Here is a 13,395-nt window from a genome sequence, read left to right as displayed (position 1 = left end):
TGGTGAGCAGCAATGGTCGGGTGGCGTCATCGCACCCGACCATTGCTGCTCACGAAGTGCACTCCGCCGGTGCTACGGTCGCGGCATGGGGGAAGAACGTCTGCAGACGACGCCGGTGATGCGAGCCCGGCCCGAGCCGTCGCAACTGACCAAGGACGCCCGGTGGCTGATCGTCATCGTGGTGCTCTGCGTGCTGTTCCAGGCTCCGGGGTCGACCTGGTCGATGACACTCGCGCACACCGGCCAGGAGTACACGTTCACGTCGGGCCCCTGGTTCGGGTGGACGCTCGCGACGGTGGGGTTCGCGGTCGCCGGGTTCGTCGTCGCGATCGCCCGCCGTGGTGCAGCCCGGTTCGACGAGCACACCGTGATGGGCCTGACCCTGGCCGCGGTGCTCGGGACCACCGCCCTGGTCTGGCTGCTCATGCCGGCGCAGACCGCGTGGGTGGAGTGGGCCGTGGAGCACGGTCGGGCACACCCGTTCGTGCTCGGGAACGTCGTGGAACACGTCCGGTACGCGGACTACCTCGGCTGACCGCTAACATCACCCGGATGACCCCTCCCGCCGGTCAGCGCCGCGGCGGCGAGTTGTGGCTGGCACACATCGTTGCGTGCAGCCTGACCTCCGTCGTGGTATCTGCGTGAGTATATTCGATCGACAAGCAGGCGCGCACGCACGGCGTTAGCGTGCAAGTTGCATAGTGTGGCCGGTGCAATGGTTGTTGTTTCGGAACAAAAGCAGACGATCGAACTCTACGAGAATATCTCGTCATGCCCGATCGTCTGCCTCTGTGTCCGTATTCAGAACTAGGTCGTAGTTCCCACACTCAAGAAGCCCGATAGAGCAGTCATGTATCTTACAATCCGGAGCCTGGTTACGAGCGCGGCCAAACCTTCACGGCCAACTTCGCTAACGTCCTCTGGCGGGCCTCAATCTCTTTCGCGGTCCATGCGGTCTCGCCACCGATAGATGCGGTCAGTGACATTTTAGAGGAAGCAAGGACTGGCTGTTTCACCACGAACGACTTGTTTCCAATTTTGTCGTTCGGCCCCTTCGACAAAAGCGCGTGGTTTCCTAGGCGATCCACCCATTGCTTGTGCAGCTCCCCTGGGAAGCTCGGCCAATTGCCTACGGTTGCATTTTTTGGCAGCACGTGCTCGAGATTTACTTCCTCCTCGTTCGAGTTTGGCACATATTCAGGCTGTGTTGTACCGAGGGAGGCGTTCTCGAGAGCCAGCAGGTAGTAGCGCGAAAGTCCAACCTTCGTTACCCGAGTGATCGCGAACGCTCCTTCGAATTCCGCATCGGTGGGAATGATGGCAGATAGTTGGGTCACAAGTTCGCTCGTCGTCTTTACGGCACCGCTACGGATTGCAACTGCGGCGTCGCAGTAGGCTTTTTCCGTGGTACCGCCGCCGATTCCGCCCACTATCAGTCCGCGAACCCCCCAGCTGGCAGCAGCCCTTAAGGTCAGCTTCGCCTCATTCTTTGGGAAATGCTTCAGGACTGCGAGAAGCATTGGACGATTCTGAACGAGGTTGAGTCGACCAAGAGTCTCCACGGCCTGCCGCGTGCCAGTTCCCCAGCCGGTCCAGAAATCGTGCGAACTTGATAGAAGGGCCGCATAAAACTTGGCCCCTTCCTTCAAGTCTCCAGAGAAAGCAATAGCTTTCTGCGGAGTCGTAACGTCTTCCTTGATTCTCTTGTAGAGATCCCTTTCTCGCGTGATTCCGTTTCGAGAACTCCAGAGTTGACGCAGGAATGTGATGAAAAGCTCCTGGTTGGTCTCCAAAGCGCCAAGACTTCTGAGCCATCGGTCCCGAACTTGCTCGAGTCCATTCGACTGGGTACTTGCTTTGCTGAATAGGTAATTTTTGAGGAGGTCGGCGAGCGTGAGCTCGGCTCCACGATCATTGAGAGTTTCGAAAATCATGAACGCGTCCGACTCCGTTGGGACCGCAACGTAGATCACTCGCAGATCTTCTTCTATGAACCGGCGCCACTCGACGAGGCGTGAAACCCACTGATTGCCCGCGGCGATGGCTTGTCCGGCAACAAAGTCAGCTAGGAGACGGTAAGCAGCTTCGATCAGTTCGTGGGACTCGCGTGACGGCCGGACCTGTACCGAGTCGCGCACGATGAATGTACGGAAGAACTCGTCGTCCTCCGTGTTTAAGGTCAGTCGCGGTTCATCGTGGCCAGACTCGTCGTCGAATATCGTGAGGAACGACTTGTCGAGAGACTCTGCTCGCTTGTCCTCTCCGTGGCTGGCGTAATGATCGCGGATCGCTGCGAGAAGCAGAGCTGTCGTCGCCAAGCGTTGCTGGCCGTCGATAACTGTCATCCGGTCGCCATCTTGGCGCGACAAGACTATGGTGCCCATGAAGTGTTCTTTTGGATCGGTGTTAAAGGCGCTTGCTAAGTCCTGGCAGAAATCTCTGACCTGATCTGATCCCCACGCGTAGGACCTCTGGTATAGCGGAACCTCTAGACGTCGGTCCTTCAGCTGGTGGCCGATTCCGTCTAGGTTGAAATCGATGTTCGATCGCGGCATGAGATCCTCTCCAATGAGAGAGTCTCATAAATTATCGGCGAGGGCGACTACTTTGCCGGTCAGTCGCGCCGGGCGCCCTGCGCGGCGTGCACCGTGAACACGTTCGGCTCGCGGTACCCGGCGTCCGCGAAGGCAGCGGTGACGGCGGCGGTGATCGCACCGCGTGACTCCTGGTCGACCAGCGCGATCGCCGCACCGCCGAACCCACCACCGGTCATGCGCGCACCGACGGCACCCTGCTCGACCGCCGTCGCGACGGCCAGGTCGAGCTCCGGCACGGAGATCTCGAAGTCGTCCCGCATCGACTCGTGCGACGCGACGAGCAGCGAACCGATCGCCCGGGGGCCCTGTTCGCGCAGCGTGCGGACGGTGTCGAGGACGCGCTGGTCCTCGGTCACGATGTGCCGTACGCGGCGGAAGGTCTCGTCGTCCAGGAGCTCCTGCGCACGAGGCAGGTCCTCGACGCTGACGTCACGCAGTGCCTCGACACCGAGCGCCCGCGCACCCTTCTCGCACGAGGCCCGACGAGCCGCGTAGCCACCGGTCGCGTGGGCGTGCTCGACGCGTGTGTCGATCACCAGGACCTCGAGCCCGTTCGCCTCGAGCGCCAGGTCGACGACGGCGGTGTCGAGCGTGCGGCAGTCGAGGAACACGACGGCGTCCTGCTCGCCGAGCAGCGAGGCGGACTGGTCCATGATCCCGGTGGGGGCACCGACGGCGTGGTTCTCCGAGTACTGCCCGACGCGCGCCAGGGTCTTCCGGTCGAGGCCGAGGTCCCACAGGTCGTTGAAGGCCAGCGCGACACCGCACTCGATCGCGGCACTGGACGACAGGCCCGCACCGACCGGCACGTCGGACTCGATGAAGACGTCGAACCCGGTCTTGTCGCCCAGATCGGCGCCGGCCTGCTCGCGCAGGGCCCAGGCGATCCCGAAGACGTAGGCCGACCAGCCGTCCATGGCCTCGGGCGACAGGTCGTCGAGGGACAGCGCCACCGGCTCGCTCGAGGCGTCGAAGGCGGAGGCGACGCGGATCGTCCGGTCGTCACGCTGCGCGATGGAGGCGGTGGTGCGACGGTCGATCGCGAAGGGCAGCACGTAGCCGTCGTTGTAGTCGGTGTGCTCACCGATCAGGTTGACGCGACCCGGGGCGGAGTACCGCACCGTCGGCTCGTACCCGTAGACCTGCTGGAACGTCATGCGCGCTCGACTCCCTGTCGGATGAACTCGGCCGCCTTCTCGGGCACGAGGTCCCCGATCCAGGCGCCCATGGCGGCTTCGCTGCCGGCCAGGAACTTCAACTTGTCCGCCGCACGTCGCGGCGAGGTGATCTGCAGCATCAGCCGCACGGTGTCGCGGGCGGTGTGCACCGGTGCCTGGTGCCACGCGGCGATGTACGGCGTCGGGTCGCCGTAGAGCGCATCGAGCCCGCGGGTGAGCCGGAGGTGCATGTGGGCCAGCTCGTCCTTCTCGGCGTCGGTCAGGCCCGCGAAGTCGGGGACGTGGCGGTGCGGCAGCATGTGGATCTCGATGGGCCAGCGCGCGGCGAACGGGACGAAGGCGGTGAAGTGCTCGCCAGCGAGGACGACCCGCTCGGAACCCCGCTCGTTCGCGAGGTGCTGCTCGAACAGGTCCGGACCGAACCGTTCGATGCTCGCGAGCAGGCGCTGGGTGCGCGGCGTGATGTACGGGTACGAGTAGATCTGCCCGTGCGGGTGGTGCAGCGTGACGCCGATCGCCTCGCCCCGGTTCTCGAAGGGGAACACCTGTTGGATGCCCGGCATCGCGGAGAGTGCGGCGGTGCGGTCGGCCCAGGCTTCGACGACGGTGCGGGCACGCGACTCGGAGATGGAGGCGAAGGACCCGGAGGTCTCGGGCGAGAAGCACACGACCTCGCACCGGCCGACCGAGCGGAGCTGGCGGTTCAGGCCGACGTCGCTCAGGGACTCGAGCGACTCGGGGGCGTCGTCGGCTTCGAGCAGCGGGCCGAACGACGGCGATCGGTTCTCGAACACGGCGACGTCGTAGCGGCTCGGGATCTCGGACGGGTTGGCCGGGCTCTGGGGTGCGAGCGGATCCTGGTCGGCCGGCGGCAGGAACACCCGGTTCTGCCGGGACGCCGCGATCGAAACCCACTCGCCCGTCAGGACGTCCTGCCGCATCCGCGCCGTCTCGGGCCGCGGGTCGAGCACGCGCTCGTCGATGCTGCGTTCTGCGGGCAGCGTCGAGTCGGCGTCGTCGAAGTAGAAGAGGTCGCGGCCGTCCGCGAGCTTCGTCACGCGCTTGGTGATCACCGGAACAGCCTAGCGCCGATCCGAAGCGTTGCGAAAGACATCGGAAGCAAGCGAAACTGTGAACATGACGGACGCCGACCTCTCCTTCCTCGCCGGCGCGCTGCCCGCGCCCCTGCGGCAGGACCGCATCGTCGCGATCGTCGACGGTGCCCCCGGCATGGTCCGGACGGCCGTGTTGGCCGCGTCCCTCGGCACCAGCGAGGTGACGGTCCGCCAGGACCTCGCCGTCCTCGACCAGGAGGCCCGGATCCGGCGGGTGCACGGAGGCGCGGTCCGCCTCGGGGCCGGGTCCACCGAGCGCCCCTTCGAGGAGACCGCCGTCGAGCACCAGGTGGCCAAGGCCGCCATCGGCCGTGCGGCCGCTGCGCTGGTCCGCCCGGGGGAGTGCGTCGTCCTCGACGTCGGCACCACGCCGGCCGCCGTCGCCGAAGCCCTCGTGGCGCGCACCGAGCTCACCGGCGTCACGGTCGTCACGAACTCCCTCACCACGGCGCTCGCGCTCGAGCGAGCTGTTCCGCGCTTCACCGTGATCGTCACAGGCGGCACCCTCCGGCCCCTGCAGCACTCGCTCGTCGCCCCCTTCAACGGGGCGGTCCTGCCGATGATCGCCGCGGACCTCGTGTTCCTCGGCGGGACCGGACTCGACGTCGACCACGGCCTGACGAACGTGAACCTGCCCGAGACCGAGGCCAAGCGGATGCTCGCGGCGACGGCCCGGCGTACGGTCGTGGTCGCGGACGGGTCGAAGTTCGGCCGGGCCCACATCGGGGTCGTCCGCGCGCTCGAGGACATCGACGTCGTCGTCACCGCCGAGGCCGACGCCGCCGCGGTCGCCACGATCCGGGCGGCCGGGGCCCAGGTGATCGTCGCCGACGGCGAGCAGCACACCGAACCAGCCGGAAGGAAGAACTCCCCATGACCGCAGCACCCACGGGTGGCCAGTACCGCCTCCACCACGCCGGACCCGACGGGGTCGTCGAAGCCGTGGTCACCGAGGTCGCCGCGGGCATCCGCGAACTCCGCGTCGCCGGCTTCGACATCACCGAGCCGTTCCCCGTGACCGAGCAGCCGCCGGGGGCGAACGGCATCGTCCTGGCGCCCTGGCCGAACCGCGTCGCCGGTGGTGTGTGGGAGCTCGACGGCAAGCGGCAGCAGCTCGACGTCTCGGAGCCGAAGTACGGCAACGCCTCGCACGGACTGCTCCGGTTCGCCCCGTACCGGGTGGTCTCGCAGACCGAGACGTCGATCCAGCAGGAAGCGACGATCCACCCGCAGCACGGGTGGCCCTTCACCCTCGAGACGCGCGTGCTGCACGAACTCGTCGACGACGGCATCCGCGTCACGCACGAGGTCACGAACCGCTCGGGCGTCCGCGCACCCTTCGCCGTCGGTGCCCACCCGTACCTGCGTGCGGGTGACACCCCCGCCGACGACCTGGTCGTCACGCTCGACGCCGCGACCGCGTTCACCGTCGACGAGCAGAAGGTCCCGAACGGTTCGGTGCCGGTCGAGGGCACGCCGTCCGACCTGCGCCAGGGGCGACGTGCCGGGGACTCGGACCTCGACACCGCCTACAAGGACGTCACCCCTGACGCCGACGGGATCCGCCGCACGACGATGCACGGCCCCGAGGGCGACGGTGTGGAGCTCTGGCAGGACGCCTCGTTCCCCTACGTGCAGGTCTTCACCTCGCGCGAGTACCCGCGGGGCCACGGGAAGGGCTTGGCGGTCGCGGTCGAACCGATGACGGCGCCCGCGAACGCCCTGAACTCGGGCGAGGGCCTGCGCTGGCTCGAGCCGGACGAGACCTGGACCGGTTCGTGGGGGATCCGCCGCGTCTGGTCCTGAGGAGTCCGGTCGGCGCCACCGCTGACACGAAGAAGGCCCCGCCGGGTGTCCGGCGGGGCCTTCTGTGTTCGTGTCGGACGCCGGGCGTCAGCCGCGGCGCATCCGGAGTGCCTCGACCGCGAGGGACTCGGTCGCGTACCGGCCGACCTCGTGCGCCCACGCCGGGTCGTCGCCACGGAGCGCGATGAAGTCCTTGCGCTGCCGGCAGACGTAGCCGAGCACGGCGGTGGCCGTCGCGACCTCGATGAAGTCCTTGCGGATGCGGCGGGTCGTGACCTGGGCGTTGCGGCGGAGCGTGTCGAGCAGGAGCTCGTTGCTCATCGTCGTGTTGGTCGCTGCTGCGAGCTCGACGATGCGGCGCGCGTCACCGGTGGTGCTGGTCTGCGTGGCTTCGATGGGCTCGATCACGGTGTACCCCGTTCGTTCGTGGTGGTGCTGTGCTGCAGGATCCGGTGATCGGATCCGGGAACGACACTATCGGCGGCAGCCCAACAATCCGCTGAGGGTGGGCTGTGGTGGGCAGGGGATCTCCCATGAGCCCGCTGGGGACGGGTTGTACCCCGTTCAGGAGCAGACGGCGTCCCTCAGACGCAGCGGGCGCTGCCGACGGGTGCGCCGAGGGCGTCGAGGGACTCGCTGACGCGGTCCGCCAGGTACTGGTAGCCGGCGTCGTTCGGGTGGCCGCCGTCGACGGCGGAGTACCCCGGGCTGTTGCTCGACGTGAACCACCTGCCGGCGAGGGCGTCGATGTACGGGACACCGGCGGCGGCGGCACCCGCGGAGACCGACGCGGCGACACCGACGGTCGAGTTCGCCCACGGGAGCGGTGCTGACGGGCCGAGCGCGACGACGACGGCGTCCGGCCAGGTCTGCTGCGCCGTGCGGAGGGTCCGCTCCACCGTGGTGCGGAGGGTGTCCGAGTCGACGAGCCAGTCGTTCTGGCTTCCCTGCACGATCACGAGCTGGGGGTCGAACGCAGCGTGCCGCTCGAGGCGTGGCCCGTACGTGTAGTGCGACGAACCGGTCCGACCGGTGTCGACGTAGCCCGTGCCCGGGTACCCGTCGATCTTGGCCGTCCACCCACGGTCCTCGCTGAGGTCCTGCGCCCAACCGCGGAGTCCGCTGGCCGAGCCCCGACCCGAGGTGTACGAGTCGCCCACGATCAGGACGCGCGACCCGGGCTCGATCGCCGCGGCGACGCGGTCGGCCGAGACGCCGGGGGCAGCGACGGCCGAGGCCGAGGTCGACGAGGACACCGGCTGGCAGGCACTCGAGACGCTCGGCAAGATCAGCAGGAGTCCGGAGACCCCGAGTGCCATCGCGCCGAGGGCGAGTGACGGCACCAGCTTCCGGCGGCGTCGGCGCATCGTCGCCGGGCCGGTGGGGGTGCCCGGCCGCTCGCGCTGCGATCGTCGGCCCATCGAGGACATTCTAGACAGGAGCTAGTGGGTGGGCCCCGTGGGGCTCGAACCCACGACCCTCGGATTAAAAGTCCGGTGCTCTACCAACTGAGCTAGAGGCCCTCACCCGCAAGGCTAGCGGGTGAGGGCCTCCGGGACGGAACCGTCTGACCGGGTCAGCCCCGGCGTCCGGTGAGCGTCCGCAGCAGCCACGCGATGACCGCGATGATCAGCAGCACGATGCCGACGTAGAGCAGGAACTTGAGGCTCGCAGCGAAACCGCCGACGAACAGCAGGATGACTGCGATCACAGCCAGGATGATGAGCAGGGCGTTCATGGATGGTCCTCTCCTTCACGTGCAGGGAGGAGCGCCTCCCTGCCGCAACACGGTACGCGTGGCGCAGCGGTTGCGTTCTGGGCGAACGTGACGCGGGCGTGTCACCGGCCCCGCCTACACTGCTGCGGTGCCTCGCGATCACCACCGTCCCGTCCACTTCACCGACGCCGAGTTCGCCGCCATCCAGGGCGGTGAGGACCCGGCGCTCGTGAACCGTGTCGCGCACGAGACCGCGAACGCCCTGCTGCACCGGGTGCGCGAGGACCCGGACCCGGCCGTGGTCGAGCGGCTCGTCACGTACACCGACGTGCACGGCATCGACGCCATCGCGGAACTGTGGGCACGGGTCGGGGCACACACGCTGCCGGGGGCGCTCTGGCGGGTGTACCTGGTGCGCATCGTCATCCGGCAGAACCCGGAGGAGATCGCGTACCTGTTCGAGCGGGGCACGGCGCAGATCGGCACGATCGACCAGGCGGTCGCGGGTGCCGAGGAACCGACGGGGCCGGCGGAGATCCTGACGCTCGCCGACCGCATCCTGCACGGCCTGTACACGGGCGACCTCGCGGTGGCGCTCGACCGCGGGGCGTCGTTCTGCCGTCTGACCGCCGCCGGCGCGACCGCCGTGGCGGACGAGTCCGACCTGGTGGCATCCGAGCGCGCGAGCGAACTCACGACGCGGGCGCTCCGCCTGACGGAGCTGGCGGCCGACCTGACCGAGGCTGCGGCGCTCTGGCGCCGCGACAGCCTGGACTGAGCGAGCGGCGGGGCGGACCCGCACCGGGCCTCCAGGCCAGGGCCGCGCAGCAGCGCGATGACGCGCCAGGCCAAGGGCCGCGCAGCAGAGAACCCGGACGCGACCGCGTCCGGGCATGAAAAGACCGGGCCGCAGAAGCGCCTCTCGGCGCGAGGCCGCTCGAAGCGGCGAATTTTGGAGCCCGGGGCTTGCTGCGGCCCGGCGACACCAAGTCTACGAGACGTCGGCTGATCACTCGACCCTGTTCACTCATGGTGGACAGAACCGGTCCCGGGCGTGCCCACGCGCACCCCTGTGCAGGCCCGCCGCGCCCATCCCGCCGAGAAATCCCGACCCCCATCCAATCCACAGCGGGGACCGCACCGAATCATCTGCGTGACGGACGGAATGCCCGTCACGAAGCGAGAGGCCCGGTGTGACCCGGACCGGCACCGCCGGTCAATTCCCTGTGGGTCACGCCGGCCCCTCGTCTCGACCGCCCATGCGGAGGCTTCGTGCTACCCGCCTGGTCAACGAAAGCAACCGAGAGGAGGGAAACCTGCAATGCTTGCCCTCGTGGATAGCGACACCGAACGCTGGAGCTCGTCAGAGCCAGCTCAGGCATCGCCGGACGACCTCCTCGCCCGGGTCGCCGCCGGTGACCAAGCCGCCTTCGCGGACCTCTACGACGCACTCTCCGGGCGGGTCCTCGGTCTGATCACGCGCCTCCTCCGGGACCGCGCGCAGTCGGAAGAGGTCACGCAGGAGGTCTTCCTGGAGGTCTGGCAGCAGGCCACCCGCTTCGACCGGAAGCGTGGGACGGCCGCCAGCTGGGTCCTCACCATGGCCCACCGCCGAGCGGTCGACCGGGTCCGTGCCTCGCAGTCGTCGCACGACCGCGACACCAAGATCGGCATCCGCGACCTCGAGGCCGGTTTCGACCAGGTCTCCGAGTCCGTCGAGATCCGCATCGAGCACGAGCGCGTCGGCCGAGCGCTGGCGAAGCTCACCGAGTTCCAGCGGCAGGCCGTGCAACTCGCGTACTACGGCGGCTACTCGCACAGCGAGATGGCCGAACACCTCGGTGTCCCCATCGGCACCGTCAAGACCCGTCTCCGTGACGGGATGATCCGACTCCGAGACGAGATGGGGGTGACCTCATGACCGAACGCCACGACGACCCCGCACTGATGACGGGTTCCCACGCACTCGACGCGCTGTCCGACGACGAGCGCGCGCTCCTCGAGGACGCCCTCCGGACGTCCCCCGAGCTGCAGGCCGAGAACGACTCGCTGCGCGAGACCGCGCTGCAGCTCGCCTACGCCGTCGCACCGATCGAGCCCCCCGCGTCGCTCAAGGCGTCGCTGCTGGCCCGGATCGCGACGACCCCCCAGGCTGCGCCCCTCGCCGATGCGACGGTCGACCAGACCCCGGTCGCCGAGGCCGTCTCCGTCCAGGAGGCCCGTCCCGAGCCCGCCAGGCACGTCGCCTCGATCGCCGACGGCCCCACCGCCGGTGGCCGGGCATCGTCCGAAGCTCGCCGCCGCTGGTTCCAGCGTCCGGCGGTCATGCTGACGGCCGCAGCTGCCGTCGCCGCGGTCTTCTTCGGCGGACTCGGCGTCGGGTCGATCTTCGACCCGAACGGCACCGGCACCGGCACCACGCAGGCCTCGAGCGGCCTCGACCGCATCTACGCCGCCTCGGACTTCCAGCGCACGACGACCAAGGTCGCGGGCGGCGGTTCGGCGACGGTCGTGTGGTCGAACGACCTCGGCAAGTCCGCGGTGATCCTCGACGGTGTCGAGCAGGCGCCGAAGGGCAAGACGTACGAGCTCTGGTACATCGGCTCCGAGGAGCAGGGCGGCACCATCAAGTCGGCCGGCCTGGTCGACGGTGCGGCTGACGGTGTGCACTCCGCCGTGCTCAAGGGCGCGATGTCCGAGGGCGCGACGATCGGGATGACGGTCGAGCCCGAGGGCGGTTCCGAGCAGCCCACCACCTCGCCGATCATGGCGGTCCCCACCACCACGGCCTGAGGCATTCCGGAAGGTGCCCGTGCAGTCGATGCGCGGGCACCTTTCGTCGTTCCACGAGTCGATCGACGCGCGGACTGTCGGAACATGCGCACGCAACGTCTGCGTGCGCATCGAGCGACGAACCACGAGTCGATCGACGCGTGGATCGTCGGAACATGCGCACGTCCCGCGGGTTGCCGTCGCACCCGGCGCAACCACGAAGGCCCGGTGCGCGTCCGTGGCGGACGTGCACCGGGCCTCCAGGCCGTCCGTCAGCGCGACGGACGGATGCCGATCAACCGAAGCGGCCCGAGACGTAGTCCTCGGTGGCCTGCACAGACGGGTTCGAGAACATCGTCGCGGTGTCGTCGAACTCGATGAGCTTGCCGGGAGCGCCGGTGCCGGCGATGTTGAAGAACGCCGTCTTGTCGCTGACGCGCGACGCCTGCTGCATGTTGTGGGTCACGATCACGATCGTGAACTCCTTCTTGAGCTCCTCGATCAGGTCCTCGATGGCGAGCGTCGAGATCGGGTCGAGGGCCGAGCAGGGCTCGTCCATCAGGAGCACGTCCGGCTCGACCGCGATCGCGCGGGCGATGCAGAGACGCTGCTGCTGCCCACCGGACAGTCCCATGCCGGGCTTGTCGAGGCGGTCCTTGACCTCGTTCCACAGGTTCGCGCCCTGCAGCGAGCGCTCGACGATGTCGTCGGCCTCGGAGCGGGAGACGCGTTTGTTGTTGAGCTTCACGCCCGCCAGCACGTTGTCGCGGATCGACATCGTGGGGAACGGGTTCGGACGCTGGAAGACCATGCCGACCTGGCGACGGACGAGCACGGGGTCGACGCCGGCGCCGTACAGGTCGTCGCCGTCGATCTTGACCGAGCCCTCGACCCATGCGCCGGGGATGACCTCGTGCATGCGGTTCAGGGTGCGGAGGAAGGTGGACTTGCCGCAGCCCGACGGGCCGATGAAGGCCGTGACGGTGCGGGGCTCGATGGTGATGTCGACACCCTCGACCGCCTTGAACTTCGAGTAGTAGACGTTGAGGCCGTCGACCTCGATGCGCTTGGACACGTTGATCCTTCTGGGTGGGTGGTGTCGCTGGTTCCGCGGGGGCGGAGGGTCAGCGGCTGAGCTTGGGGGCGAAGAGACGGGTGATGAACCGGGCGAGCAGGTTCAGCAGCATCACGATCAGGATGAGCACGAGGGCCGCGGTCCAGGCCCGGTCGACGAACGGCACCGGGTTGGCGCCCTGCTGCGAGTACTGCGTGTACGCGTACACCGGCAGGGTCATCATCGGGTCACGGAACAGGTTGTAGTTCATGCTCGCGGTGAAGCCGGCCGTGACGAGCAGCGGGGCGGTCTCACCGATGACGCGGGCGATCGAGAGCATGACGCCGGTGGTGATGCCGGCGAGGCTGGTGGGGAGCACGACCTTGAGGATCGTGAGGTACTTCGGCACCCCGAGGGCGTACGAGGCCTCGCGGAGTTCCATCGGGACGATCTTCAGCACCTCCTCGGTGGAGCGCACGACGATCGGGATCATGAGCACCGACAGGGCGACGGAGCCGACCAGGCCGAAGCGAGCGCCCGGGCCGAGGAACAGCGCGAAGAGCGCGTAGGCGAACAAGCCGGCGACGATCGACGGGATGCCCGTCATGACGTCGACGAAGAACGTGATGCCCTTCGCCAAGGCGCCGCGACCGTACTCGACCAGGTAGATCGAGGTGAGCAGGCCGATCGGCACCGAGATGAGCGCCGCGAACAGCGTGATCTCGAGCGTGCCGATCAGGGCGTGGACCGCGCCGCCGCCCTCGGAGATGACCCCGCGCATCGAGTACGAGAAGAAGTTCGCGTCGAAGCGGGCGATGCCCTTGGCGATGACCGTCCAGAGCAGCGACACCAGCGGCAGCACCGCGATGACGAACGCCGTGATGACGAGCGAGGTGACCAGGCGGTCGACCGCCTTGCGGCCACCCTCGACGATCCGCGAGATGACGACGATGAGGACGTCGAACAGGACCGTGCCGAGGAAGATCGCGGCGACGACGTTGAAGTCCTTGACGGCGCCACCGGCGTTGAGCAGCGCGAAGACCAGGACGAGGGCGACCCAGCTGCCGACCAGCAGCAGCCACGGGACGGAGGCGTGCAGCTTGCCGTTGGCGTAGACGTTGCCGGCGGTGCCGGTCTGACGGAGCGCGAGGGACAT

14 protein-coding genes and 1 tRNA gene are annotated in these 13,395 nt (G+C 68.1%); 6 read left to right on the top strand and 9 right to left on the bottom strand.

Going from position 1 to position 13,395, the window contains the following annotated elements; all coding sequences use genetic code 11:
* The first annotated feature begins 85 nt into the window (after window positions 1-85).
* Complete coding sequence (locus DEJ19_RS16280) at window positions 86-535, top strand: hypothetical protein (protein WP_111233708.1); 450 nt, start codon at window positions 86-88, stop codon at window positions 533-535.
* A 340-nt stretch (window positions 536-875) separates the two neighbouring features.
* Here the strand turns inward: DEJ19_RS16280 and DEJ19_RS16275 are convergent, their stop codons facing one another.
* From DEJ19_RS16275 to galT, 3 genes are read right to left on the bottom strand one after another with little or no spacing between them, the layout of a single operon-like run.
* Complete coding sequence (locus DEJ19_RS16275; protein WP_111233709.1) at window positions 876-2,555, bottom strand: DUF262 domain-containing protein; 1,680 nt, start codon at window positions 2,553-2,555, stop codon at window positions 876-878.
* Window positions 2,556-2,614: 59 nt separating this feature from the next.
* Window positions 2,615-3,754 (bottom strand): galactokinase, encoded by a 1,140-nt coding sequence (galK, locus tag DEJ19_RS16270; RefSeq protein WP_111233710.1) that lies wholly within the window; start codon window positions 3,752-3,754, stop codon window positions 2,615-2,617.
* Window positions 3,751-4,848, bottom strand: coding sequence for a galactose-1-phosphate uridylyltransferase (galT, locus tag DEJ19_RS16265; protein ID WP_027466639.1), 1,098 nt, complete (start codon window positions 4,846-4,848; stop codon window positions 3,751-3,753). The genes galK and galT overlap by 4 nt, the downstream gene beginning before the upstream one ends.
* Before the next feature lie 64 nt (window positions 4,849-4,912).
* Between galT and DEJ19_RS16260 the strand changes: the two genes are divergently transcribed.
* Together DEJ19_RS16260 and DEJ19_RS16255 are read left to right on the top strand one after the other, a co-directional pair.
* Entirely contained in the window at window positions 4,913-5,767 is an 855-nt protein-coding gene (locus DEJ19_RS16260; RefSeq protein WP_111233711.1) for a DeoR/GlpR family DNA-binding transcription regulator, read from the top strand.
* Window positions 5,764-6,696 (top strand): aldose 1-epimerase family protein, encoded by a 933-nt coding sequence (locus DEJ19_RS16255; protein ID WP_111233712.1) that lies wholly within the window; start codon window positions 5,764-5,766, stop codon window positions 6,694-6,696. The genes DEJ19_RS16260 and DEJ19_RS16255 overlap by 4 nt, the downstream gene beginning before the upstream one ends.
* A gap of 87 nt (window positions 6,697-6,783) precedes the next feature.
* Here the strand turns inward: DEJ19_RS16255 and DEJ19_RS16250 are convergent, their stop codons facing one another.
* From DEJ19_RS16250 to DEJ19_RS16235, 4 genes are all read right to left on the bottom strand, one after another.
* Window positions 6,784-7,104 (bottom strand): hypothetical protein, encoded by a 321-nt coding sequence (locus DEJ19_RS16250; RefSeq protein ID WP_111095624.1) that lies wholly within the window; start codon window positions 7,102-7,104, stop codon window positions 6,784-6,786.
* Between the two features lie 176 nt (window positions 7,105-7,280).
* Entirely contained in the window at window positions 7,281-8,117 is an 837-nt protein-coding gene (locus DEJ19_RS16245; RefSeq protein WP_181441579.1) for an SGNH/GDSL hydrolase family protein, read from the bottom strand.
* Window positions 8,118-8,146: 29 nt separating this feature from the next.
* Window positions 8,147-8,219: transfer RNA gene (locus DEJ19_RS16240), tRNA-Lys, on the bottom strand.
* A 53-nt stretch (window positions 8,220-8,272) separates the two neighbouring features.
* Window positions 8,273-8,434, bottom strand: coding sequence for a hypothetical protein (locus DEJ19_RS16235; RefSeq protein ID WP_017888098.1), 162 nt, complete (start codon window positions 8,432-8,434; stop codon window positions 8,273-8,275).
* A gap of 127 nt (window positions 8,435-8,561) precedes the next feature.
* Between DEJ19_RS16235 and DEJ19_RS16230 the strand changes: the two genes are divergently transcribed.
* The 3 genes from DEJ19_RS16230 to DEJ19_RS16220 all read left to right on the top strand — a co-directional run bounded on the left by DEJ19_RS16230 (window position 8,562) and on the right by DEJ19_RS16220 (window position 11,206).
* Window positions 8,562-9,191: a hypothetical protein gene (locus DEJ19_RS16230; RefSeq protein ID WP_027466634.1), complete on the top strand. Its 630-nt coding sequence runs from the start codon at window positions 8,562-8,564 to the stop codon at window positions 9,189-9,191.
* A gap of 543 nt (window positions 9,192-9,734) precedes the next feature.
* Window positions 9,735-10,334 carry an ECF RNA polymerase sigma factor SigK gene (gene sigK / locus DEJ19_RS16225; RefSeq protein ID WP_027466633.1) on the top strand — a complete coding sequence of 200 codons (600 nt, stop codon included), beginning with the start codon at window positions 9,735-9,737 and terminating at the stop codon, window positions 10,332-10,334.
* Entirely contained in the window at window positions 10,331-11,206 is an 876-nt protein-coding gene (locus tag DEJ19_RS16220) for an anti-sigma factor (protein WP_111233714.1), read from the top strand. The genes sigK and DEJ19_RS16220 overlap by 4 nt, the downstream gene beginning before the upstream one ends.
* 274 nt (window positions 11,207-11,480) lie before the next feature.
* On the opposite strand, the gene pstB is transcribed toward DEJ19_RS16220, so the two are convergent.
* On the bottom strand, window positions 11,481-12,260 hold the full coding sequence (pstB, locus tag DEJ19_RS16215; protein ID WP_027466631.1) for a phosphate ABC transporter ATP-binding protein PstB: 780 nt from the start codon (window positions 12,258-12,260) through the stop codon (window positions 11,481-11,483).
* A gap of 49 nt (window positions 12,261-12,309) precedes the next feature.
* Window positions 12,310-13,395, bottom strand: a complete 1,086-nt coding sequence (gene pstA, locus DEJ19_RS16210; RefSeq protein WP_027466630.1) for a phosphate ABC transporter permease PstA — start codon at window positions 13,393-13,395, stop codon at window positions 12,310-12,312.

It is taken from the genome of Curtobacterium sp. MCSS17_016, assembly GCF_003234255.2.
GTDB lineage: Bacteria > Actinomycetota > Actinomycetes > Actinomycetales > Microbacteriaceae > Curtobacterium > Curtobacterium flaccumfaciens.
This window is presented reverse-complemented; position numbering and strand designations above follow the sequence as displayed.